General features: G+C 62.2%; 25 protein-coding genes. 8 read left to right on the top strand and 17 right to left on the bottom strand.

All coding sequences use genetic code 11. The annotated features are described in order from the left end of the window. Positions 1-4: 4 nt before the first annotated feature. The 4 genes from QM609_RS14415 to QM609_RS14400 form a co-directional block, all read right to left on the bottom strand. A complete protein-coding gene (locus QM609_RS14415) occupies positions 5-295 on the bottom strand; it encodes a hypothetical protein (protein ID WP_050654702.1) in 291 nt (96 codons plus the stop codon). Positions 296-306: 11 nt separating this feature from the next. Continuing rightward, positions 307-756 carry a flavin reductase family protein gene (locus QM609_RS14410; protein WP_007733458.1) on the bottom strand — a complete coding sequence of 150 codons (450 nt, stop codon included), beginning with the start codon at positions 754-756 and terminating at the stop codon, positions 307-309. A 49-nt stretch (positions 757-805) separates the two neighbouring features. After that, positions 806-1,972, bottom strand: coding sequence for an LLM class flavin-dependent oxidoreductase (locus tag QM609_RS14405; protein ID WP_007733459.1), 1,167 nt, complete (start codon positions 1,970-1,972; stop codon positions 806-808). 94 nt (positions 1,973-2,066) lie between these two features. Beyond that, entirely contained in the window at positions 2,067-2,876 is an 810-nt protein-coding gene (locus QM609_RS14400; RefSeq protein WP_283337299.1) for a helix-turn-helix transcriptional regulator, read from the bottom strand. A gap of 85 nt (positions 2,877-2,961) precedes the next feature. Here QM609_RS14400 and QM609_RS14395 point away from each other — a divergent pair, with 85 nt between their 5' ends. Further along, entirely contained in the window at positions 2,962-4,173 is a 1,212-nt protein-coding gene (locus QM609_RS14395) for a low temperature requirement protein A (protein WP_050654703.1), read from the top strand. Between the two features lie 10 nt (positions 4,174-4,183). Here the strand turns inward: QM609_RS14395 and QM609_RS14390 are convergent, their stop codons facing one another. The 7 genes from QM609_RS14390 to QM609_RS14360 form a co-directional block, all read right to left on the bottom strand. Continuing rightward, the gene (locus QM609_RS14390; RefSeq protein WP_050654704.1) at positions 4,184-5,422 is read right to left on the bottom strand and encodes a helix-turn-helix domain-containing protein; all 1,239 of its coding nucleotides are present in this window, start codon (positions 5,420-5,422) and stop codon (positions 4,184-4,186) included. A 106-nt stretch (positions 5,423-5,528) separates the two neighbouring features. Beyond that, on the bottom strand, positions 5,529-6,926 hold the full coding sequence (gene lpdA, locus QM609_RS14385) for a dihydrolipoyl dehydrogenase (protein WP_050654705.1): 1,398 nt from the start codon (positions 6,924-6,926) through the stop codon (positions 5,529-5,531). 6 nt (positions 6,927-6,932) lie between these two features. Further along, complete coding sequence (locus QM609_RS14380; RefSeq protein WP_050654706.1) at positions 6,933-8,450, bottom strand: dihydrolipoamide acetyltransferase family protein; 1,518 nt, start codon at positions 8,448-8,450, stop codon at positions 6,933-6,935. A gap of 2 nt (positions 8,451-8,452) precedes the next feature. Next, a complete protein-coding gene (locus QM609_RS14375) occupies positions 8,453-9,502 on the bottom strand; it encodes an alpha-ketoacid dehydrogenase subunit beta (RefSeq protein WP_007733466.1) in 1,050 nt (349 codons plus the stop codon). 10 nt (positions 9,503-9,512) lie between these two features. Continuing rightward, entirely contained in the window at positions 9,513-10,436 is a 924-nt protein-coding gene (locus QM609_RS14370) for a thiamine pyrophosphate-dependent dehydrogenase E1 component subunit alpha (RefSeq protein ID WP_042451488.1), read from the bottom strand. A gap of 236 nt (positions 10,437-10,672) precedes the next feature. Beyond that, positions 10,673-11,134, bottom strand: coding sequence for an RNA polymerase sigma factor SigD (locus QM609_RS14365; RefSeq protein WP_007733468.1), 462 nt, complete (start codon positions 11,132-11,134; stop codon positions 10,673-10,675). A gap of 63 nt (positions 11,135-11,197) precedes the next feature. Continuing rightward, a complete protein-coding gene (locus QM609_RS14360) occupies positions 11,198-11,764 on the bottom strand; it encodes a hypothetical protein (RefSeq protein WP_042451198.1) in 567 nt (188 codons plus the stop codon). Positions 11,765-12,017: 253 nt separating this feature from the next. Here QM609_RS14360 and QM609_RS14355 point away from each other — a divergent pair, with 253 nt between their 5' ends. From QM609_RS14355 to QM609_RS14340, 4 genes are read left to right on the top strand one after another with little or no spacing between them, the layout of a single operon-like run. Further along, positions 12,018-12,674: a hypothetical protein gene (locus QM609_RS14355; protein WP_003939689.1), complete on the top strand. Its 657-nt coding sequence runs from the start codon at positions 12,018-12,020 to the stop codon at positions 12,672-12,674. Then, positions 12,667-13,230 carry a hypothetical protein gene (locus tag QM609_RS14350; RefSeq protein WP_007733471.1) on the top strand — a complete coding sequence of 188 codons (564 nt, stop codon included), beginning with the start codon at positions 12,667-12,669 and terminating at the stop codon, positions 13,228-13,230. Before QM609_RS14355 ends, QM609_RS14350 begins: the two co-directional genes overlap by 8 nt. A gap of 12 nt (positions 13,231-13,242) precedes the next feature. Next, the gene (locus QM609_RS14345) at positions 13,243-13,920 is read left to right on the top strand and encodes a response regulator (protein WP_003939990.1); all 678 of its coding nucleotides are present in this window, start codon (positions 13,243-13,245) and stop codon (positions 13,918-13,920) included. Continuing rightward, a complete protein-coding gene (locus tag QM609_RS14340) occupies positions 13,917-15,194 on the top strand; it encodes a sensor histidine kinase (RefSeq protein ID WP_050654708.1) in 1,278 nt (425 codons plus the stop codon). The genes QM609_RS14345 and QM609_RS14340 overlap by 4 nt, the downstream gene beginning before the upstream one ends. Before the next feature lie 67 nt (positions 15,195-15,261). Here the strand turns inward: QM609_RS14340 and QM609_RS14335 are convergent, their stop codons facing one another. The 3 genes from QM609_RS14335 to QM609_RS14325 form a co-directional block, all read right to left on the bottom strand. Continuing rightward, complete coding sequence (locus QM609_RS14335) at positions 15,262-16,977, bottom strand: glycerol-3-phosphate dehydrogenase/oxidase (protein WP_007733473.1); 1,716 nt, start codon at positions 16,975-16,977, stop codon at positions 15,262-15,264. 48 nt (positions 16,978-17,025) lie between these two features. Beyond that, entirely contained in the window at positions 17,026-18,534 is a 1,509-nt protein-coding gene (gene glpK, locus QM609_RS14330; protein WP_007733474.1) for a glycerol kinase GlpK, read from the bottom strand. Positions 18,535-18,598: 64 nt separating this feature from the next. Further along, positions 18,599-19,426 carry an MIP/aquaporin family protein gene (locus QM609_RS14325; RefSeq protein WP_003940085.1) on the bottom strand — a complete coding sequence of 276 codons (828 nt, stop codon included), beginning with the start codon at positions 19,424-19,426 and terminating at the stop codon, positions 18,599-18,601. A gap of 239 nt (positions 19,427-19,665) precedes the next feature. On the opposite strand from QM609_RS14325, the gene QM609_RS14320 reads away from it, so the two are divergent. Next, positions 19,666-20,649 carry a sugar-binding transcriptional regulator gene (locus tag QM609_RS14320; protein WP_007733475.1) on the top strand — a complete coding sequence of 328 codons (984 nt, stop codon included), beginning with the start codon at positions 19,666-19,668 and terminating at the stop codon, positions 20,647-20,649. Here the strand turns inward: QM609_RS14320 and QM609_RS14315 are convergent. Continuing rightward, positions 20,584-21,387, bottom strand: a complete 804-nt coding sequence (locus QM609_RS14315) for a TetR/AcrR family transcriptional regulator (RefSeq protein ID WP_007733476.1) — start codon at positions 21,385-21,387, stop codon at positions 20,584-20,586. The two genes, QM609_RS14320 and QM609_RS14315, sit on opposite strands and share 66 nt — an antisense overlap. A 93-nt stretch (positions 21,388-21,480) precedes the next feature. Here QM609_RS14315 and QM609_RS14310 point away from each other — a divergent pair, with 93 nt between their 5' ends. Both QM609_RS14310 and QM609_RS14305 read left to right on the top strand, forming a co-directional pair. Then, positions 21,481-22,434 (top strand): ATP-binding cassette domain-containing protein, encoded by a 954-nt coding sequence (locus QM609_RS14310; RefSeq protein ID WP_050654709.1) that lies wholly within the window; start codon positions 21,481-21,483, stop codon positions 22,432-22,434. After that, positions 22,431-23,192, top strand: coding sequence for an ABC transporter permease (locus tag QM609_RS14305; protein ID WP_050654710.1), 762 nt, complete (start codon positions 22,431-22,433; stop codon positions 23,190-23,192). The genes QM609_RS14310 and QM609_RS14305 overlap by 4 nt, the downstream gene beginning before the upstream one ends. A gap of 92 nt (positions 23,193-23,284) precedes the next feature. Here the strand turns inward: QM609_RS14305 and QM609_RS14300 are convergent, their stop codons facing one another. Together QM609_RS14300 and QM609_RS14295 are read right to left on the bottom strand one after the other, a co-directional pair. Then, positions 23,285-23,647, bottom strand: coding sequence for an FKBP-type peptidyl-prolyl cis-trans isomerase (locus QM609_RS14300; protein WP_003940440.1), 363 nt, complete (start codon positions 23,645-23,647; stop codon positions 23,285-23,287). A gap of 70 nt (positions 23,648-23,717) precedes the next feature. Continuing rightward, a partial coding sequence (locus QM609_RS14295; RefSeq protein ID WP_283337298.1) for a citrate/2-methylcitrate synthase occupies positions 23,718-24,143 on the bottom strand: 426 nt, incomplete at its 5' end.

Genomic DNA, 24,143 nt, shown 5'->3' with positions numbered 1-24,143 from the left:
TCCGCTACTTTTGGCGAACGACGTGAGCCTGCAGTGCTTCGCCGTCCTCGTCCACCCAGCCTTTGCTCTGGGCGTAGTCGACCATCGCGGCAACACCTTCGACGTCCGTGGTGCTCTCGCGAACGCGGGCTACCGAGATGAATGCACTACCACCGCTGACGTATCCGTAATCCTGAAGGCGCAAGAGTTCGTCCAGTTCGGTTTCGGAGATGTCGGCACTCACCTCGACGTGAAAGGCCTTCAGGTTGTCCACATCGTGGATGCTGACGCGGCCGTCGTCCACCAGTACATACATGGCTCTCCTTCCTAGAGCACTGACGTCGGTGCGTGCGTACCGAATACACGCCGGTGGTAGGTCAGTGGATTCGACTCGCGGTGCTCGACCTCGTCCACCGATCCTGTCACGATCTTGTGATCACCACCGTCCACGACGGCATCAACGGTGCACGCGATCCAGATGGATACGTCCGGCAGTCTCGGAACACCGAGATGCTCCGCCCACTCGACACCGTCGAACTTCGCACGGCCCTTCCTCGCAAAGGCAACCGCCAGTGAGCTTTGCGCGGTCCCGAGGACATTGATCGCGAACCTCCGCGTTCCTTCGATGAGGCCGAGAACTTCCGACTGTCGATCCAGAGCCACCGCGGTCATCGGCGGGTCCATCGACAACGACATGAATGCGCTGACCGTCGTGCCGTGCGGCCGGTCGCCGTCCATTGCCGTGACGACGGCGACCGGTGAGCACACGTGCGCCATGGCTTCTCGAAAACGCAACGCCCGGTTGCCCTGTGGGACATTCACGATGTCAGCCCTTGTCTGCCAACTCTTGTGCGTACTTCTTCGTCATGTGGTCGACGGCGTCGAGTTGCGCCTTTGCATGCCCTTCCCTGACAGCGCGCGCGTGAGCTGCCGCGTCGAGCGTCGCCTGCGCCTGCCCTTGGAAGTGCGGAAAGACCTCCTGCGCGAACAACTCTGCCGAACGTCGGGTGTCCTGCGGGTTCGCCCAATCGTGACCCATCTGCAGCATGCAGCCGAAACCACCGGACTGGTCCCACAGCCGTTGTACCTGACGTCTGGCCTGCTCCGGTGTGCCGATGACACCGATCCCGGCCTCGTTGATGAAGTCGATCATCTCGCTCAGACGCGCACCGGAGACCGCCATCTGAGGGAAGGCCGCGACGTGCTGGAAATAGTCGAACCACTCCTCGATGCCGTACTCGACCTGCTTGCGTGCTTCCGCCTCGGTTTCGGCGATGTGGAAAGGTCCGGCAAGAGACCACTGCCGACGATCCACCGTCGTCCCGTTGACCTCAGCGCGTTCCTCCATCACATTCCAGTGGTGCGCCAAGGCGTCGAAACCGTCGGCGGACAAGGTTGCTCCGATGGAGAGCAGACCGAGACCGTGCGTACCGGCCAGGCGAGGTCCTGTCGGGGAGGCCACTGCGGCCACGGTGATTTCGATGCCGTTCTCCGAGTACGGAGCGAGCTGCAGCTTGGCGTCGTACAGCTCGTGGGTTCGTGTCTTCGCGGAAACCGTCTCGCCACGAAGAAGGCGCACGACGATGTCGAGGTTCTCCTGCAACAACTCTCGGGTGTCCGTCGGGTTCAGACCGATCATCGCCGAGTCGGTGGGCAACGAACCGGGCCCGACTCCGAAGATGGTGCGCCCCTGAGTCAGGTGATCCAACTGCATGATTCGATCCGCTGCCCACAGCGGGTTGTGATACGACAACGACGTGACACCCGTGCCGAAACGAATCCGAGGTGCGCGCTGCGAGGCTGCAGCGATCATGATTTCCGGCGACGCGATGATCTCGCTTCCGGCAGAGTGATGCTCACCGAACCACGCCTCGTCGTAGCCCAACCGGTCGAGGTACTCGACCAGTTCGAGATCACGCTGCAGTGCGGCGGTGGGATTGCGTCCGGGGACGTGGAACGGTGCCATGAAATACCCGAAACGAAGCCTACTCATGAGTTCTCCTAGTGCTGTGGGCCAACTCCTGGCCGTGCACCGAAAACGCTATCCGTGCCGTGACCGCGGTCACAGTGCACGAAAGTGGACAATCTCAAGCGCGTTGATCGGCAAGTTTCTGCGCGTAGACCAACTTCACGAACTCGGCACGGTTGCGAACGCCCAGAAGAGCAAGGATGCGGCTTACATACTTCTTCACCGTGTCCGGACTCAGCGACAGGATCACCGCGATCTCGTCGTTGGTATGGCCGTCCGCCAACAACTCCGCGAGATCGATCTGCCGGGGCGTCAGCTTCTCTCGCCATCCCGGCTCGCGTTGCCCGGGCAGCGTCTGACACAACAGCGACAATTGCTTGCCCAGAATGCCCAAGCCCACGATGTCGCGCCCCGACAGATCCTTGCCTTCTGAATCGAAAATCCCCACCAGACCGTGACCGCCGTGGGCCAACTGGAGATGCATCACCGACGCGCTGTGAAGGCGTTTGCGATAGAGGAAATCTCGCAGGTACGTCGCCGACTGTGAAGGGACGTCGGCCAACTGAGTGTGCGTGATGGCGGGAGATGCCAACAGCGTTGCCCGCGATTGCGCCGTCGCAAAAACGTCGTCGAGGTACCAGTGCGCTTGGTACTCGTCGAGGATCGGCGTGATCCGCCCGGTCGTCACCGGATCCGGGTCGGCGAAAGCCGTCGTGAAGGTCGGGCCGGCAAGGAAGGTGGTGTTGGGACAGCGGTAGTGATCATGGAGCGCGACCATGAGGAGATCCTTGAGCTGATCGAGCGTTCTCGCGGCCGAGCAGTAGTCGAAGACAGCGAAGACACGGTCGTAGTCCGCAGCGGACAGAGCGACGTCACCGCTACCGTGCACGTCGACCACCTCACCCGAACTATGATCCAGATCACTCATCGGACAGCATATGCATTACTTCGAGAGAACGGACAACTTCGCCGCCTACCAGCACTGTTGATGCCGATAGCCGATACTGAGCTGTATGTCGGAACTCGGAAATGAACCAGACTCGAAGCAGAAGGCGGTGCTCGAGCGACACGCGTCATGGATCGAATTGTTCTTCGACCTCGTCGTGGTTGCCGGTATCGGTCAGCTGGCTCACCTGCTCCACGGTTCGCCGTCGTGGTCGGATGTCGCGCTCTACGCGTTGCTCTATCTCGCGTTCTGGACCGCGTGGGCGACGTTCACGATGTACGGCAACGTTGCCGGTGACCGTGTCCGGATCCCGAGCATGCTGATCGCCATGTTCGGACTGGCCGTCATGATGGCGGCCGTGGCCGGCATCCACGACAACCATGCGCTGGCCTTCGCTGTCGCCTACGTGGCCGTACGTCTGCTGGCGAGTCGGGTGTGGCACAACGGCCAGATAGTCGTGGACTGGCCGATCGCCCAGATGTCTCTCGGTGTGATCCCGTGGATCGTCTCGTTCTGGTTCGAGGGCGAAACTCGGTTCTGGCTCTGGACCGCCGGTGTGGCCATCGACCTGCTGATCATGTTCGTCGTCTCCGGCAGCGCGATCATGGAAGACGCGCAGGAAAAGCTCGACCGCATCATCAAGGTTCGGGGGTTCAAGGACGACCGGATGCCCGAACTCGAAGCCCTGCACTCCGATCGGGCTCACCTTGCCGAGCGCTTGGGCCTGTACGTCATCATCGTGCTGGGCGAGGGTGTGATCCTCGTGATTTCTGCGGCCTCGAAGCTCACCTGGGACTCGACGGTGGTCAGCCTCGCAGTCGGATCGTTTGTCCTGCTCTCGGGCATGTGGGCACTCTCGCTTCTCTACGGCCACGCCGGTGTTCCGCACCTGCAGCCCGAGAAGTTTCCCGCTCGCATCGACATGGCGCTGCACTGTTTCACCACCGGCGCTATCGCGGTTCTGGTCGCGGGGCTCGGAGCGGCAACCGAACACGGTGCGGAGCACACGCCCGCGAACCTGCGGTGGTTGTTGTGCGGAAGCATCGCAGTCTATTTCGGAATCAGCCTGGTGGCAGGGCTGTTCGCGCGATCGGACCGACGGTGGCTGCTCGGCTGGGCGCTCCCGTGCACCGCCATCCCCATCGTCATGGGCATCGTCGGCACGCACATGAGCGCCACGTGGATCATCTGGGTGCTGGTGGCCACCGTGACCTGGCAGAACGGCTACGAGTACGCGCAGGTGCGGCGTTCGCGCCGCTCTGCTGTGCGCCTTTATTAACCCCCCGCGGTTAATAAAGGCGCACAGCAGGGGCGGTTTTTACCCGCACCGCCGGGTCGAAGCGATAGGGCTGAGCCAACAGGATTCCGGCCAATCGCTTACGCAACCTCGACATCTCGGCCCGGACGGTCACCGTCTTGCGCGGATCGCCGAACAACTGTGAGGCGAGCTGCGAGGCCGTGAGGCCCTCGGGCGCCTGTGTCAGAGCCACGAGGATCTGCGAATGGCGCGGGCTGAGGTCGATACTCCAGCTCCCCATTGCCGAGGAGTACCGCAATTCCATCGCATTCGGATCTTGCACATCCAATTCGACTTCTGCACAAACCGTTCCGGACGCCGGATCCATCTGAGGGCGGACGAGCCAACCACCCGGAAGCGGCTCGCACATACATAGTCCGAGCGACGGGAGCCAATGCTCGCCGCTGCTCATCACTTTCGGCAGTGCGATTCTGTAGATCGGCGCCATCGAGTCCACCGCCGCGACCCAGCCACTGCGGTCCACGACCACTGTCGGCTGACTCGCGCGAGCCAGCGTCGATGCCGAGATCATCCGGAGCTGATCCAATCCGATTCGATGCTTCTCCCGCAGTGCGGATTCCGCCAGCCTGGCCACACTGTCCACCAGAGCGAGAGTCGACGGGTGGACCGTCTCTGCTGCGCCGGCGACGTTCACGACGGCGATGGCCCGGCGACTACGCGGATCTCGAACCGTCGCCCCGGAGCAGGTCCACGGATGCTGCGAGCGCGAGTAGTGCTCGGCCGAGAACACCTGCACTGCCGAACCTGATGCCAAGGAAGTGCCGATCCCGTTGGTACCAACAGCTTCCTCGGTCCACGACGCACCCTCGATCATCCCGAGCCGTTCGGCCCGATCCAGCATTCGACTGGCCCCGTGTCGCCAGAGGATACGTCCGTAGCGGTCCGCCACCACGATCAGATTCGCGTCGTCCGGGCCGACGAGTGGTGCCAGACCGTGCACCGCCTCGCCGAAGATCTCCGCCATGCCGGCTGCGCGTCTGCCTTCTTCGATCTCGGATTCGCGGCCCGTCTCGGTGATCGAGCACCGGTCCGGATCGAGTCCGAGCGCACGCAAACGCGACCACGAATTCGCGATGACGGAGCGCGGACGCGCAGGCGGCTTGCGTCCCGACATCGTTGCTTCGTACACGGATTCGAGAACACGTGCGTACTGCGCCGGGTCTTCACCACTGGCCAGGGCCGGTTCGAGTCGATTCGTTTCGCCGATCACACTCCAGTCCTATGTGACGGGGTCATCGAAAGCGAGCGTTGCACCCGGTTGCAGAGTTGTTCGCGTGCGTGAACGAAAGGACGGCGTTCACGCACGCGAACGGTACTCACGCGTTGAGGGGTCTCCCCAGCGCCGAGAGCACAGACTCGTGCATTGCCTCCGAGAGCGTCGGATGAGCAAACACGACCTCGGCGAGATCCTCGCCGGTGGCTTCGAGGGATCGAGCGATCCCGAAACCCTGAATCTGCTCGGTCACATCCGGACCGACCATGTGCGCGCCGAGAAGTTCCCCGGTATCGGCGTCGAAGATCGTCTTGACGAAGCCTTCGGCCTCGCCGATCGCCAGTGCCTTGCCGTTCGCCTGCAGGTCGAAGTGTCCGACCCGCAGCGCGCGACCAGTACCGGCGCACTGCTTCTCCGTCAGACCCAGGCTCGCCACCTGTGGGCGGGCATACGTGCATCCCGGAACGTAGTCGCGATCGAGCGGATGAACGTCGGGCACGCCTGCCAACTTTTCGACGCACAGGACAGCTTCGTGGCTTGCCTTGTGCGCCAGACATGGAGCGCCCGCGACGTCACCGATCGCATAGATCCCGAAAGCGCTGGTACGGCACCACTGGTCGGTGACGATCGCACCGCGCTCGATCTCGACGCCCAGAGCCTCCAACCCCAGATCCTCGACGTTGCCGGTGATTCCGGCCGCCACCAACACCCGGTCCACGGTCAACGACTCGACACCGTCGCTCGTCTGCACATTCACCTGGACGGCGTCGTCGCCGACGGTCACCGCCGACACCGAGGCTCCGGTGTGAATCGTGATGCCACGCTTCTCGAACTGCTTGCGAACGAAGGCCGAGATCTCTTCGTCCTCGACCGGCATGATGTGTGGTGCCATCTCGACGATGGTCACCTCGGTTCCGAGATCGCGGTACAGGCTGGCGAATTCGACTCCGATCGCGCCGGACCCGATCACGAGCAGCGACTTCGGCAGTTCCTTCGGGACGAGCGCGTCGAAGTAGGTCCACACCCGATCACCGTCGGGGGCAACCCCGGGAATCGAACGCGGCCGGGCGCCGGTTGCAATGATCACGTGGTCGGCTCGATACGTCTGACCTTCCACGGACACGACGCCCTTGTCCACCAACTTCGCGGTGCCTGAGATGACGTCGACGCCGTTCTTCTTCATCAGGTAGGCAACACCGCCGGACAATTTCTCCGAAACCCCTCGGCTGAACGACACCAACTTCGAGATGTCGAACTGGACAGACGCCGAACTGAATCCGTATGTGTCAAGTTCACTCAAGGTATGCGCGACGTCCGCGCCGTGCAGCATCGCCTTGGTGGGGATACAACCCCAGTTGAGGCAGATACCTCCGAGGCGATCACGTTCTACCAGCGCGACGCTCAACCCCAACTGGGCAGCCCGGATCGCCGCCACGTAACCACCGGGGCCGCCACCGATGACAAGAACGTCGTACTTATGCGACGTATTGTTTTCCACCACAGCCCCTTACACCAACATCAGCGCGGGAGAAGCGACAAAGCGCTGGAGCTCCCGAAGGAAGGTCGCACCCAGGGCTCCGTCGATAACCCGGTGATCGCACGAGAGGGTCACGGTCATCACGGTCCGGGCAGAAACACTGTCACCGACCACCACCGCGCGCTTCTCCCCCGCACCTACGGCAAGGATCGCTCCCTGGGGCGGATTGATGATCGCGTCGAATGCCTTGATCCCGAACATGCCGAGGTTGGACACCGTGAAGGTTCCGCCCTGGAATTCTTCGGGACGAAGTTTGCCGGTCTTCGCCTTGGTGGCCAACGAGAGCACCTCACCCGAGATGTCCGCCAACGACTTGGTATTCGCGCTACGCACGATGGGCGTGATCAGCCCGGTCGGAAGTGCAACTGCCACCGAGACATCCGCCGACGCGAATCGAAGAACCGATTCGTTCGCGGCATCGAACTGGACGTTCACGTCCGGCACCTTCATCAGTGCAGCGGCGCAAGCCTTCACGATGAAGTCGTTGACCGACAGCTTGACCGCCGGGACGGTCGAATTGATCTCCTTGCGCAGAGCGAGAAGCGCATCGAGCTCGAGGTCTGCGGTGAGCCGGAAATGGGGTGCCTGCTGCTTGGACGCCTGCAACCTACCGGCGATTGCCGATCGCATGGGGGTGAAAGGAATTGTGTCGTACTCGGGTTCGGCCGCAACAGATTCGGTCTCAGCCGCCGCCTCCGGCAGGAGCTGCGCGGAACGAGCGGCGTCGTGCACGTCGGTGACGCAGACGCGCCCCCGCGAACCCGTCGGGCGACAGTCATGCAGGTTGACGCCCAGTGATCGGGCAGTTCTGCGTGCGACCGGGGTGGCAGGCACGGCACTGTCGTCGGCGGTCGATCGCAGCGGGAGGCCGGATCTCGCGGCCGGCACTACCGGCGCAACAGTGCCACCGGCGTCACGAATCGCGTCGTCGATGTCGCGGACACTGATCCGCCCGAGGGGACCGGTACCCACTACGGCGGCGAGATCGATTCCGAGCGATTCGGCACGTCGGAGTGCGCGAGGACTCGCAAACACGTCGCTCTGCGTCGTGCCCTGCAGAACACTCGGTACGACGGTGGAACCGGTTGGTGCAGGTTTCGCTGCAACAACCACCTTCGCAGCCGGTGTAGCCGCAGGTGTCACGGGAGCCGCCGGCGCAGCAGCTGGTGACGGTGCCGGCTCTTCCGCCGGCGCGGTTGCGCCGCGGGCGGCGAGGAACTGCTCGATCTCCGCATCCGTCGCGGACGCATCGGCGGACACACCGATCACGGCGCCGACGGGCAGAGTCTGCCCCGGTGTGCCGACGATCTTGCGGAGAACACCGTCGAACGGCGCCTCCAGCTCGTTGGTGATCTTGCTGGTCTCGATCTCACAGATCAACTGGCCCTTGGTGAACAAGTCACCTTCCTCGATGAGCCACGCGTTGACCAACCCCTCCTCCATGGAGAGCCCCCATTTGGGGATGTCGATAGCTTTGATGTCAGCCATGATCAGGCTCTCACCAGCTTGCGAACCGACTCTTCGATGCGCGCCGCGTCAGGCAGCCAGGCAGTTTCGAGGGTCGGGGAGAACGGAACCGGTGTGTGCGGCGGCGTGATCAGTTCGATCGGCGCTTTCAGGTAGTTGAATCCCTTGGTGGCGATCAGCGCGGCTACGTCGTGCCCGAAACCGCAGCGGGCGGCGGATTCGTCGACGATCACGACCCTTCCAGTCGATGCGACGGATTCGAGGATGCCGTCCTCGTCCAATGGTGAGACGGTACGAGGATCGACAACCTCGACCGAAATACCCTCGGCGGCCAGCTTGTCCGCTACGTCGTTGGCGCGGTTCACCATTGCGGACAACGCGATGATCGTGACGTCGTCGCCCTGCCTGGTGTAGTTGGCGACGCCGAAAGGAATCGCGTACGGCTCGTCCGGCACTTCGTCCTTGAGGTCGTAGAGAACCTTGTGCTCACAGAAGACGACGGGATCGTCGTCCCGGATGGCTTGGATGAGAAGGCCTTTGGCGTCGTAGGCATTGGACGGAGCGACTACCTTCAGACCAGGCACCGCCGCGAACACGTTGTACGGAGACTGAGAGTGCTGCGCAGCGGCGGAGAACCCTGCGCCGATCATGCCTCGCACCACCAGCGGGGTTCTGGCCTTGCCACCGAACATGTAGCGGAACTTGGCAGCCTGGTTGTAGAGCGCGTCGTAGGAGACTCCGAAGAAGTCCATGAACATCAGCTCGGCGACCGGCCTCAGTCCGGTCAGTGCGGCTCCGGCAGCCATTCCGATGATCGCGGATTCGGTGATCGGGGTATCGATTACACGCTCCGATCCGAACTCCGTCCACAATCCCTTGGTGACACCCAGGACACCGCCAAATGCCTCGATCTTCTTCGTCTCCAGATCGGGATTGGTACCGGCATGCCCACCCCGTACGTCCTCACCGATGAGAACGACGCTCGGGTCGCGTTGCATTTCTTGGGCGATGGCCTCTTTGACGGCCTCGCGGTAGGTCTTCTTCGACACGTTCTCGGCTTCCACGCTTGTCATCTCGGGCTCCTCAGTACGACACGTAGACATCGGTCAGCAGATTCTCGACGGGTGGATACGCCGCGGCACGCGCCTTCGCTACCGCCTCGTCCACCAGCACTCGCGACTGCTCGTCCACCGCGTCCAGATCAGCGGTGCTGACCTTCTTCACATCCACGCTGCTACGGAAGTTCTTGAGCGGATCCTTGGTTTCCCGTAGTTGCGCAACCTGTTCCGCCGTGCGGTACAGCTGCGCGTCACCCTCGAAGTGGCCGTGCCAACGGAATGCCGCCGCCTCGATCGTGGTGGGGCCGCCGCCGATCCTGGCGCGCTCGGATGCTTCCGCCATTGCGTCGTAGACCGCGAAGAAGTCGGTGCCGTCCACCTTGACGGCAGGCATGCCGAAGGATGCGGCGCGCGCGGCGATGTCGGGTGCACCAACTGCGTAGTCGGTTCCGGTGGCCTCACCGAATCCGTTGTTCTCGATCACGAAGACGATCGGAAGGTCCAGCACCACAGCCATGTTCATCGCCTCGAAGACGGTTCCCTGGTTGGATCCACCGTCACCCGTGAACGACGCTGCGATGACACCGTTTCGAAGCGTCTTACCACTCAGTGCAGCGCCGATCGCCAACGACGGGGCTCCGCCGACAATCGCGTTGGCGCCGAGCATTCCCACGGACAGGTCGGCGATGTGCATCGAGCCGCCCTTACCGCGACACAGGCCGTCGTCCTTGCCGAAGATCTCGGCCATCATGCCGTTCAGATCGCAGCCCTTGGCGATGCAGTGCCCGTGACCGCGGTGAGTGGATCCGATGTAATCGGCGTCGCTCAGGTTCTCGCACACTCCCACCGCGATGGCTTCCTGGCCCGAGTAGAGGTGAATGAAGCCGGGGATGTCACCGGTTGCATTCTCTTCGTGCAGTCGATCCTCGAACGCACGGATGCGCGACATCTTCTCGTACGCCTTCAGCAATGCATCCCGGTCCAGCCCCGAATGAGGCTTGGCGCCGGTCTTTTTCGATCCTGGGGTTGTCGGCTTCTGCGCCGTCCGTTGAACCACAGTCACACTCCTCGTTCTCGATCACTCGTCGCCATGCAGTGTCGTGCAGGTCACGGGCGAAGGGAAAGAGTTGCGTGAGGTTGCCGGGAGTTGCGAAGGGTTGCAGCTGTTGACTTTCGAGCGTTGATTCAGGCGCCGCTCAGGCTGTCGCGTCTGATCTTGGCCAGCGCGCGGTGTTGGGCGAGTTCGACGGCGCTCGTTGTCGTTCTCAGTGACAGCGCCGTCTCGCGCACGTCGAAGCCGACAACGATGCGAGCTACCAAGACGTTGCGTTCTGCGGCCGACAGATCACCGAAGGGCAGAGTGAGTCGACTGGAGGCGGGTAGCGAATCGATTTCGCGACTGATCGCGTCGTACAGATGCGCGAGGAACGCTTCTCCGGCACGTCTACGTCGCCGAATGTCGGACAGGACGGATCGGCAGATACCGACGGCAATACGATCAGCGTCGAGCGGTCGCAGTTCGGCACGGCAGCGCCGCGTCACCAGAGGCACGATGCGTTGAAGGAGTTCTGCAATCGCGTCCCGATCCCCTCGGGACGCATCGTCGGCAACACTGTCGATCGAACGTCCACCTGCCCTGCTTGTCATTCCGATCTCCCCCTGCTTCGGCTCTTGGTCGAATTCCCGACTACTGCTCAGGTTTTGAAGTCGCTAGGGGCGTATCGGCTCGGGGCAGATCCCGGTTTGTTCCCCGATGATGTTGATCTCGGCGTTGGAACGAGGGTCAGCGCCGTAGTTGATCTGGTCGGTGCATTTCTCGGAGGGCTCGACGGCATCGGGCGGGAGCGGCGCCGGGCATGAACCCATCTGCTCTCCGATGCTGTTGATCTCCGCATTCGAACGAGGGTCACCCACATAATTGATCTGATCGGTGCACTTGGTCGACTCGGTAGCCGGACCAGGGGCCGCAGGGGCAACCGCGCTGGTCGAGACCGGGGTCCAGGCCGGCGCTGCTCCGCCCGCCGGGACTCCGGGGGTGGATGCGTCCGTACCGCCGCCCACCGAGTTCGAGCCTTCGACTGTCTCCGAAGTGGTCGCTGCGGTCAGCGGCGGTGGGGTCGTAGACGCCGCGACCACCGATGTAGTCGTCGGTTCGTCTCCTGGAGCGCTGTTGTCATCACTCGAACACCCTGTCATCGCGCACACCACCCCGATCGTCAGTACGGCGAGCAGCACTCGCAGACGCCGAGTCTTGTTGGTCAGCAATAGTTCAGGCATTTGCTCTCACACTCCTCGATACGCGGATCAGCTCGTTCCGCCCAAGCGGTGAACACCGACGTGACTCACTCTAGGAGCCTGATTCCATCGGTTTCGTAACAGAATTCCGTCGGTCGCGTACCAACTCTCGACGGTCCTGACATTCATACGATTACGTAACGGTGGGTGGCAAAACTCCGATATCGAGATCACCTGTGATCGTATGAAAACGCACATGCCGATGAGAGGGTTCGCAGCGGCCGGGGAGGGGAACGTGTTGTATCGGAGTGACATCTGCGGCGGTCGATCAGACCGTACTCGCAGCCTGTTCGGTACAGCGCTCGCGGCAGCAACCCTCGGAGCGTCCGTGATCACCGGCTGCGCGTCCACCCAGGGCGTTGTGATCGAAGGCGATGTCGCTTCCACCGGGTTGCCCGTCACACAACCTGCAGACCTGGCCAGACGGGTTGCCGAAAACTCGAGGTTGGGCCGGGCGCTCCTCGACGATCCTGGGGTGTCCGAGGGAGTGAAGACAGAACTTCGGTCGTGCCCTGACTGGTATCCGATCTCGGTCGGGTCCATCCTTCTCGATCCAGGCGCACCGCGTATCGTGCCGGAGACCGAACTCGTCGTCATGAATGTGTATCCGTGCCAACCGGCCCACCAACCCGGGACCGGAGTGTCGATTTCGGTCAACCTTGCCGGCTACGTCTACCGCAGCGGCAAGGCCGGTTCGAGTGAAGACGATCCCGAACTGGGTGAGCGCCTGTTCTCCGTCGAAGAGCGCGGAAAGTTCATCGTCAGCGGTCAACGCGCCGCGAGTTTGTCTGTCCTGGAAACGGATCCGCGGCCACCGGAGTTCGAATGTTGCCCCCGTCCACCGCTTCGGACCGAGTTCCACTGGGATGGAATGGAGTTCATCCGTGATTGATCGCCGTCGCCGCGCAATGCTCGCCGGTGTTTGCCTGCCGGTCGCGTTTGCTCTCGCCTCCTGTTCCACCGAGCCTGAATCAGAACCCACTCCGAATATCGCAGCATCACTCGACCCCTCGGATCTCTCACAGGGCTTGAGCATCGATCCTGTTGCCCTCCTCAGAGCAGACCCGGAAGTGTCCGATGCGGTCAAGGACAGTCTCCGACTGTGCGGTGATGCGAACTTCCCCTTCGAAATCCGGTATTCCCCCGTGACAGGCGCCGTTTGGCAAGATGCCGTCGTCAATGTCTTCACCTGCGAGTCTGTCGGCATCTGGGGACGACCGGCCCCACCGGTCAGCTTCATGGTCGCCGGATTCGTCTACCAGATCGACGAATCGGGCGCTCACAAAGTCTTCGGAGTGCAAGACCCAGGACGCTACGTCGTCGGCTCAACCGGAGGATTGTCGGTCATGGTCGACCTGTGCAAAGACCCCGGCATTCCGGAGTTCTGTCAATCGTCGACTGCATACAAGTGGACCGGTGAAGGGTTTGAGAGTGTTCCGTTCCCATGAAAGCGAAGGCCGATGACCGATCCGTTGATTTTGCTGGTCGAAGACGACGCTGTCATACGCGAAGCAACGCAATTGAATCTCGAACGCAACGGGTTTCGGGTGATCACCGCATCGGGTGGGTTGACCGGAATGGATATGGCGGTCGACGCCAAGCCGGATATCGCCGTCCTCGACGTGATGCTTCCCGACCTGAACGGAATCAGCCTGTGCCGACGCATTCGTGAGGAACTGTCGGTGCCGGTCATCATGCTGTCCGCGCGCGACGACCCGGTCGACATCGTTCTCGGATTGGAAGCCGGTGCCGACGACTACGTCACCAAGCCCTTCGACAGCGGTGTCCTGGTGGCCCGTATCCGAAGTGTGCTCCGGCGGGTCGAATCCCATTCCGGTACGGAGAAAGACATCGTGACTCTCGGCGATCTGGAGATCGATCGCGAGTTGGTGACCGTCACGCGTTCGGGCGCCGAAGTGGCTCTCACACCCACCGAAATGAAGCTGCTCCTGGTCATGGTGAGTGTGCCGCGCAAAGTCTGGTCTCGCTCCGAACTGCTCTCGGACGTCTGGGATTACGACTGGGGCGGCGATACGCGCATCGTCGACGTTCACGTTCAGCGATTGCGCACGAAGATCGGCTCCGAACAGATCCGGACCGTCCGGGGGTTCGGCTACACGATGGACAACCATCGGTGAGATCGCGGGATCTCGCCGCCAAGCTCCCGTCCACCGGGAGGCGGTTGTCGTTTCAGTGGAAGATCGCGGCGGCCATCACGTTCGTGATTGCCGTCGCCTCGATCACGCTCAGTACCGTGATGCATCAAACCTTTTCACACAACCAAGAGGATGCAGCGCGGGCGGCAGCTGATCGCAATCTCCAACTGGTGCTGCAGGACGAAACGGGCAGCATGCGTGCACTGTTCCGCGCCACCACAGATGGTCTCGACGTTCCGGAAGAGTTGCGTCAGGCCGTGGCGGGCGGCAAACGTGCCACCTACCTTGTCGACAGCGGGGACCAGCCATTTGTCTGGGCTGCTGCCGACGTCAACACTCAGGTGGTGGCGATTCGCGTCCCGTACACCGCGCAGCGGGAATCGATCGCCAGCGTCGATCGGACACTTCGCAACGCCACCATCGCAGTGATCGCAGCGGGTGCCGTCCTGGGTGTTCTGCTTGGACTCGCGATGTCGTATCGATTGCGCTCGGCCGCCCGTGCGGCTCGCAAAGTGTCTACCGGAGCGGACATCCGCGTCCGCTCGGTCACCTGGTCGCTTTTCGACGACGAGATCACCGAGCTGGCGGATGCGGTCGACGCGATGTCCGATGCTCTACGGGGACAATTGGACGCCGAGAAGCGCGTGACAGCCAACATCGCGCACGATCTCAGAACACCCATCTCCGGACTGGTCGGCGCCGCAGAGCTCCTGCCACCCGGTAGGCCAACCGAATTGGTGCGCGACGGCGTCCATAAACTCAGGAGGCTCGCCGAGGACGTCATCGAAGTAGCACGCCTCGACACCACCTCCGAGCAGGCTGACATCCAATCGGTGGAACTGGCACCGGTGGTGCGTCACGCGATTTCCACCACAGGAGTCGAGTGTGAAGTGAGTGTTCACGGCACCCCCGTGTCGTACACCGACGCGCGCAGACTGGAGCGGATCATCGCCAACCTGATCTTGAATGCTCGCAATCACGGAAAGTCGCCGATCAATGTCCACGTCGACCACTCCCGCATCACGGTCCGGGATCGGGGCGTCGGGTTCACTGAAGAGTGGCTTCGCCAGGGGCCGAAGAGATTTCAGACCAACTCCGTCGAACGCGGCCCGAACTCGGGCCTGGGCCTCGGCTTGACGATCGTAGTGGGACAAGCGGCGGTCATCGGCGCTCGTATCGACTTCGCGAACCATCCGAACGGGGGCGCGGTGGTGACGATCGACCTCCCCGAATGTTCGGCAGACGAGTTCGATTGACACCGAGGCAGTTCGGTCGATCGGCCGGGACACAGGGTCCCGGCCGATCATTGGTGGTGTCTCGGACTCAAACCTGTCCGACAGCGACTCCGGTGCGAACGTCCGGTGCACCGAGGCGCGCCGCATCAGCGGTCAGGTCATCGGGCTGCTCCTGAGATTCCCGCTCGGCTGCGACACGCAACCGGTAGTGTTCGATCTCCTCGGCAATGTGCTCGGGAGTCCAACCCAGCACCGGCGCAACCAGTTCGGCTACTTCCGCTGCTGCCGCGTCGCCGCGATCGGTAACCTCGATGGAGATGCGGGTACGACGGGTAAGGATGTCGTCGAGATGCTGTGCACCCTCATGGCTCGCAGCGTAGTGGACCTCCGCCTTGAGGTACTCGGGGGCGGAGTCCAACGGCTGCCCCAGTTCCGGTCGCGCCTCGACGAGTTCGAACAACTCGTCAGCCAGAGTGCCGTACCGACCCAGTAGGTGCTCGATGGTCGAAACGTGCAGTCCCGTGCGCTCAGCGGTGAGATGCCGATTGTTGTGCGCGGCAAAGTAGCCGTCGGCACCCACAAGTTGGATACGCTCGGTGCAGGACTTCGGCACCTTCTGTTCCAATCCGTGCACCGCGGAATCGACAGCGTCCTTGGCCATCACGCGGTAAGTGGTGTACTTGCCACCGGCGACCACCGTCAAACCTCGGACCGGACTCGACACCGCATGCTCACGCGAGAGAGTGCTGGTCGAATCCGATTCGCCGAACAGCAACGGACGCAACCCCGCGTACACACCGACGACGTCCTCGTGCGTCAACTCGTCCTGAAGGAGCTTGTTGACATGTCCGAGGATGTAGTCGATATCGCTTCGGCTCGCTGCCGGATGGGCGAGGTCGAGGTTCCAGTCGGTGTCCGTCGTACCGATGATCCAGTGGCTTCCCCACGGAATCACGAACAGCAGACTCTTCTCGGTCCGCGTGATGATTCCGGTCGCAGAGTTGATGCGGTTTCGCGGGACGACCAAATGCACACCTTTCGAAGCGCGAACCTGGAATTGTCCTCGACCACCTACCATTTCCTGAATCTCGTCAGTCCACACACCGGCGGCGTTGATGACCTGACGAGCACGGATCTCGAACGCGCGACCTGTTTCCAGATCCACGGCCTTCACCCCGACTACGCGGTCCTCCTCACGGAGAAAGCCGATTACGCGGGTGCTGTTGACGCACAGCGCGCCGTACTCGGCCGCCGTGCGCGCCAGCATCATCGTGTGGCGGGCGTCATCTACCTGACCCTCGTAGAACTTGACCGAACCCCGGATAGCAGAGCGCTTTCCGGAAGGGAACGATTCGAGAGTCTTCTTCTTGCCCACATGCTTGTGGTGTGAGGGAACCCCGCGGCCTGCGCCCATCACGTCGTAGACGCCGATGCCCAGACCGACGTACGGCCGGTCGATCAACTTCTCGAGTGGGTAGATGAACGGCACCGGCTTCGCGAGATGCGGGCACAGCGAATTCAGAACCAGCGACCGCTCACGCAGTGCCTCGAACACGAGCGCAAAATTGAACTGCTCGAGGTAACGCAGTCCGCCGTGGAACAGCTTGCTCGACCTGCTCGAGGTTCCGGACGCGAAGTCACGAGCCTCCACCAAGCCCACCTTCAGACCGCGAGTTGCGGCGTCGAGCGCGCTACCCGCTCCGACCACGCCACCGCCGATAACGAGGACGTCGAGTTCGGTTTCTTCCAACTTCTTCAGCGACTCCGCCCGCGAGGACGGACTCAATGCTTGTGCTGTGCTCATGAAAACTGTTCCTTCACTTGAAAATAGGTAGAAATGGGGGCGCCGCGATCAGTCTGCGTCGACCCAGTCGAGTGTCCGAGTGACGGCTTTCTGCCAGCCTGCATACAGGCGCTCACGCTCGGCCGAATCCATCGACGGCGTCCAGCTCTTGTCCTTCGCCCAGTTGCTGCGAATGTCGTCCTCGCTCTCCCAGTACCCGACCGCGAGACCAGCGGCGTACGCAGCGCCCAATGCCGTGGTCTCCGCAACGACAGGGCGGATCACCTCGACGTCGAGCAGATCGGCCTGGAATTGCATGAGGAGTTCGTTCGCGACCATTCCGCCGTCGACCTTGAGAACCTTCAAGTCGACACCCGAGTCGAGGTTCATCGCCTCGATCACCTCACGACTCTGGTACGCAGTCGCTTCGAGCACCGCCCGGGCAAGGTGCCCCTTGTTCACGAACCTTGTCAGACCGACGATCGCACCGCGTGCATCCGCGCGCCAATGCGGTGCAAACAGGCCCGAGAACGCGGGCACGAAGTACGCGCCACCGTTGTCGTCCACAGAGCGCGCGTTCACCTCGATGTCGGCCGCGTTGTCGATCATGCCGAGGTTGTCTCGAAGCCACTGGACCAGCGAACCGGTCACGGCGATCGATCCTTCCAGTGCGTAAACCGTTGGCTGCTCACCGATCTTGTAACAGACCGTCGTCAACAAGCCGTTCTTGCTCATCACCTTTTCGGTGCCGGTGTTGAGGAGCACGAAGTTGCCGGTTCCGTAGGTGTTCTTCGCTTCTCCGGGCGAGAGGCAGGCCTGACCGAAAGTCGCTGCTTGCTGATCGCCGAGGATTCCGGCGATCGGCACGCCGGACAACGTTCCGCGTTCGCGCACGAATCCGAAAGTTTCGGACGAGCTGCGAATCTCGGGGAGCATCGATTCGGGGATGCCCATGTCGGCGCAGATCGCCGAATCCCAAGCGAGAGTGTCGAGATCCATCAACAGGGTGCGCGACGCGTTGGTGGGGTCGGTAGCGTGCACTCCGCCGTCGACGCCGCCGGTCATGTTCCACAGCACCCAGGTGTCCATCGTGCCGAAGCACAACTCGCCTGCTTCGGCCTTCTCACGCGAGCCCTCGACGTTGTCGAGAATCCACTTGACCTTGGGGCCCGAAAAGTACGTGGCCAACGGCAATCCGGTGACTTCGGTGTACTTCCTGGGGCCGTCTTCGCCGGCGAGTGCAGTACAGATTCGATCGGTGCGTGTGTCCTGCCAGACGATGGCGTTGTAAACGGGCTTTCCGGTTGCTCGTTCCCAGACCACTGCCGTCTCACGCTGATTGGTGATGCCGACGGATGCGATGTCGGCCGCGGTCAGATCTGCGTTGGCCAAGGCGCCCGCGGTGACGTTGCGGACGTTGTCCCAAATTTCGATCGGATCGTGTTCGACCCAGCCTGCCTGCGGAAAGATCTGTGTGTGCTCGTGCTGTTCGACAGCGACTACGTGCCCACTGTGATCGAAGATCATGCATCGCGTGGAGGTGGTTCCCTGGTCTATCGCGGCTACGAACTGCGCCATCGTGCTACCCCTTTGGTGTCGAAGAAAGTGCGAAAGATTTACTGTCAGAGATGATGATTCGCCATCAGGCCGGTATCGTGGCCGGCTCCTCGGCTGCCTTCTCCACCGACTCGTCAGGCAGGAATCGACCAATCAGCTTGTCGTAGAGGAACACCCCGATCGGAGCGCCGATCAGCGGCCCCACGATGGGCACCCAGAAATACAGGCTCCCGTACTGATCTCGCCAGGCGCTGCCGTAACCGGTGAGATACGACGCCAGCCGCGGACCGAAGTCACGGGCCGGATTGATGGCGTAACCCGCGTTGGTCGCCCATGCGAATCCGATTGCCACCACGATCAAACCGACGACGAAGGGCGCAAGATTCGCGAGCGGCGGAGTTCCCCGAGTATCGGTCACCGCAACGATGAGGAACAACAGGATCGCCGTGCCGATGATCTGATCTATCAGCGCTGATCCCAGACTGACCGGGAGCGTTCCGTTTCCGGGCATCGTCGAGAAGATCGTCTGAGTCGCCGTTGTGTGTCCGGGATCGATGGCATTGAGCATGTCGTTGTAATTCCACCGGACGATCAGGGCCGCGACAAAGGCTCCAGCGGTCTGCGCCAGCGTGTAGGGCAGGACCTTGCGCCAGGAGAATCCCCGGAAGATCGCAAAGGCGAAGGTCACTGCGGGGTTCAGATGAGCACCCGTCACCCGGCCTGCGACATAGATGCCGAACATGACGCCGAGTCCCCAGGCCCACGCGATACTGTCGTGTCCGCCGAGACCCCCACCGCTCCCGCCGGACACAACCTGCGCCACAACTCCGACGCCGAACAAGATCAAGATCATCGTTCCGGCGAACTCGGCTGCCAACTCGCCTGGAAGCCCTAATCGCTTGGCTTTCTCCATCCCCACCCTCACTTCGTTGTGATGCATGTCATAGTTTGGATTGCTGCACCCGTAGCGTAAGGCCGTTTGCACATTCACGCATAGCTCGTGCACATATGTGCAAATGCCCCATTTGCGCACCGTAACGCGGGTAACAGACACACTTCTGGGACTTTGCGTGATCGAGCGCCTCAGCCTGGGCCTACTCGGATAAGATTCGGTTCAATGCTCTTGCACGTACGTGCAGACAGGACGAACCCATGGAAACTCCCACTTCGGACTCCGCTACCTCCGATCCGGCGGACCCGCGCATCGCCGACGCAGTTCAGGCCGCACGCCTCTACTACTTCCAGGACCAGACCATGGCTGCCATCGGCCGCGACATGGGGGTGTCCCGATCCACCGTCTCCCGATTGATCACCTACGCGCGCACCTCGGGTCTCGTCGAGATCAAGATCAGCACCCCGCACGGCCAGGCTCCTCGCATCGAACGCGAGTTCTCGGAACGGTACGGAGTGCGCGCCCACGTGGTGACCGTGCCGGAACTGGTGGGAGATCTCGAGCGACTCGAAAAGGTCGCAACCTTTGCCGGACGCCTGCTGGCGTCGTTCTTCGACAGCGACATGGTGATGGGGATCGCCTGGGGAACCACACTCAGTGAAGTCAGCAAGCACCTTGCCCCCAAACGCACGTACAACTCGTACGTCGTGCAACTCAACGGCGCCGCGAATACTCGCACCACCGGAATCTCTTACGCCAGCGACATCATCAGAACCATCGCCGACGCCTACGGTGCTCTGCCACAAGGATTTCCGGTGCCTGCCTTCTTCGACTACCCGGAAACTCGGGAGCAACTGTGGCGCGAACGAAGCATCAAACGCGTCTTGGACATGCAGAAGCGAATGGACCTGGCAGTCTTCAGCATCGGCGTACCAGGCGGCAACGTACCGAGTCACGTCTACACCGCCGGATACCTCGAACCCGATGAAGCAGAAGCACTTCGACGCGACGGAGTGGTCGGCGACATCGCAACCGTCTTCTTCCGGTCGGACGGGAGCTACCGCGGAATCGAACTCAACGAGCGCGCGAGCGGCCCGCGACTGGACCTTTTCGAGAAGGTCGCCAGGCGCGTGTGCATCGTCGCCGGAACAGCAAAACTGCCGGCCCTGGAGGGAGCACTACGGGGCGGGCTGATCACCGATCTGATCATCGACGACGTCAGCGCCACCGCGCTGGTGTCCTGACCGCTGCACCAGCTTCTCGATTCCGTCGAGAAGTAAGCCAAGCGAGAAACTGAAATCGAAGGCATCGTCGCCGGCGGCCTCACCCTCCGGGCTGCCGTCCTCGAAGCCGCCTTCCTCGATTGCGGCACTCAGGTAGGGGAATCCCTCCCGATTGATGACACGAGCAATGAGAGCGCCGTATGCGACGTCGTCGTCTGCCGACTGCGCTGAACGAGACGCCAGGTCAGCCGAGAATCGAGCGCGGCCGATGACGAACAACGACACGTTGGTCACCACCTGGAACTTCGACGCGGCGCTCAGGGCGACCCCGTCGAGGGCGCTCAGACCCGCGTCGAGCCACGCCATGTTGTTGGGCCCGGTCGGTGGAGCCGTGATGGGCAGCTTGAGCCACCACGGTCGACTCAGCATCGTGGCGTACTCCTGATTCGCCCACGCCTCGAGCTTGACGCGCCAGGTCACGCCGTCGGGAATTACCGGCGGCGGCCCGATCACCCGATCCGAAATCAGTTCGATCAGTTCGTCTTTGCTTGCCACGTAGCGGTAGAGCGACATGGTCGTGAACCCGAGCGCTTTGGCCACGCGGCCCATCGACAGAGCGGTGACGCCTTCTGCGTCGGCCAATTCGATCGCGGTGTCGAGAATTTGCTCGAGACTGAGCCCCTTCTTCGGACCCCGCGTTCCCGGCTGGTCCAGTCCCCAGGCCAGTTCAACTGCTCTCGGTAGCGCTCCGCGATCCATAAGCTCCCACTCTTCACTCTTGCCATCATCCTAGAACTGTGTACGCTATAAACACGAGTTTATGACATACACAGTTCTTACTTGGAGGTCTCGATGTCAGGAACGATCCCCGCAATCTCGGTCCGCGGACTCCGTAAGCGCTACGGCGATCAACAGGTACTGGCTGGACTCGACCTGGCGGTCTCGGCCGGATCGGTGTACGCCCTCCTCGGCGCAAACGGCGCCGGAAAGACCACGGCCGTAAGAATTCTCACCACCCTCATCCCCTTCGACGGAGGCGAGGTCATGGTCGCGGGGCATTCACTGCCCGGAGATCCACAGAACGTTCGGCGGCGCATCAGCGTGACCGGGCAGTACGCAGCCGTCGACACCTTGCTGACCGGATTCGAGAACCTCACCCTACTGGGCGAACTGAATCACCTGGGCCGGAAGAACTCCCGTCGCCGTGCCGAGGAATTGCTCGACCAGTTCGTTTTGACGGACTTCGGCGACAAACGCGCCGGCAACTACTCGGGCGGCATGCTCAGACGACTCGACATCGCAATGAGCCTCGTCGCCCGACCGGACGTCGTCTTTCTCGACGAACCCACCACCGGCCTGGACCCGCGAAGCCGCCACGACATGTGGTCGATCGTTCGAGGACTCACAGCGTCAGGCGTCACCATCTTCCTCACCACCCAATACCTCGACGAGGCAGACGAATTGGCCGATACGGTCGGCGTGCTGAGCGGCGGCCGCATCGTCGCCGAGGGAACACCGGACGAACTCAAACGCCTTGTTCCCGGCGGCCACGTCGCACTGCAATTCGAGAACCTGGCCCAACTCGAACTCGCCGCGGCGTCACTGCCGCAGGCGCATTCGAATGCCGAGACCTTGACCCTGCACATCCCTTCCGACGGGGCAGTTCCGTCGATCAAAGCGATCCTCGACTCGATCGAGGATCCGTCGATCACCGTCGAGAAGTTCTCCGTTCACACTCCGGATCTGGACGACGTGTTCTTCGCGCTCACCGGATCAGGCCAACCCGAGATTGCGAGCGTTCGATGACCTCCACCATTGCAATCGATTCCGCGGTGATGCTCCGCCGGAATCTCAAACACGTTCTGCGCAGTCCGGATTCGATGATCACCGCGATAGCCCTTCCGGTCATGCTCATGCTGCTGTTCGTCTACGTCTTCGGCGGCGCCATCAACACCGGTAGCGAGTACTTCGACTACGTAGTGCCCGGAATCATCCTTCTGTGCGCCGGTTTCGGCGCCTCGACCACCGCGGTCAGCGTCTCGAGCGACATGAAGGACGGGATCATCGACCGTTTCCGGACCTTGGCGATATCTCCGCCGTCGGTCCTGACCGGTCATGTACTGGCCAGCGTCGTCCGCAACGTCCTGACTACGGCGATCGTGGTCGTGGTTGCGCTGATCATGGGATTTCGCCCGACCAGCGATCCGTTGCGCTGGCTCGGCGTCGCCGCTGTGATCGTCGCCTTCGTCTTTGCCATGTCGTACCTCTCGACAGCTTTGGGACTCTTGGCCAAGAACCCGGAGGCTGCAAGCGGATTCACCTTCGCCATCATGTTCCTGCCCTACGTCAGCACTGCTTTCGTACCGGCTGAGACCATGCCGTCCTGGCTGCAGGGGTTTGCCCGGCACCAACCGGTGACTCCGATCATCGAGACTGTGCGCGGACTCCTGATGGGCACGCCGATCGGGAACAGCGCGGCCATCGCCCTCGCGTGGTGCCTGGGCATCGCCGCCGTGGGATTCGTGTGGTCCAACTGGCTCTACCGACGAAAGACCGCGAGCTGACCACACAAGAAAGCCCCACACCTGACGGTGCGGGGCTGCTTGTGCTGTGCGCCTTTATTAACCGCGGGGGGTTAATAAAGGCGCACAGTGGATTACTTGGCGTCCAGCAGATCGATCACGAAGACCAAGGTCTTGCCGGAAAGCTGGTGCCCTGCACCGGCGGGGCCGTATGCCAGCTCCGGCGGAATGGTGAGCTGACGGCGTCCGCCGACCTTCATGCCCGGGATGCCGTCCTGCCAGCCCTTGATCAGGCCACGAAGCGGGAACTGAATGGACTCGCCACGGCTCCAGGAAGAGTCGAACTCTTCGCCGGACTCGAACTCGACACCGACGTAGTGAACGTCGACGGTGCCACCGGGAACGGCTTCGGCGCCTTCTCCGACAACCAGATCCTTGATGACCAGATCGGTCGGCGCGGGGCCTTCCTGGAACTCGATTACGGGCTTGCTACTCATGGGTCCTCCTCGTTGAGGCGAAATGTTGGGTACAGAAGACTAGCGGGTGGTGATATCGCTAGGTCACGCGTCAGCGGGACGTGATGTCTCTGTAGTCACGCTCGGTGTAGCCGGTGTAGATCTGGCGCGGGCGGCCGATCTTCGTAGCCGGATCCTCGTGCATTTCACGCCAGTGCGCAATCCAGCCGGGCAGACGGCCCATGGCGAACAGCACCGTGAACATGCGCGGCGGGAAGCCCATCGCGCGGTAGATGAGGCCGGTGTAGAAGTCGACGTTCGGGTAGAGCTTGCGCTCGATGAAGTAGTCGTCCGTGAGGGCGGCCTCTTCGAGTTGCATTGCGATGTTGAGCAGTTCGTCGTCGCCGCCGAGCTTGGCGAGGATGGTGTGCGCGGTTTCGCGGACCAGCGCAGCGCGCGGATCGTAGTTGCGGTAGACGCGGTGCCCGAAGCCCATGAGCTTCACGCCGTCTTCCTTGTTCTTGACCTTGCGGACGAA

It is taken from the genome of Rhodococcus sp. IEGM 1302 (assembly GCF_030056935.1).
Taxonomy (GTDB): domain Bacteria; phylum Actinomycetota; class Actinomycetes; order Mycobacteriales; family Mycobacteriaceae; genus Rhodococcus_F; species Rhodococcus_F qingshengii.
This window is presented reverse-complemented; position numbering and strand designations above follow the sequence as displayed.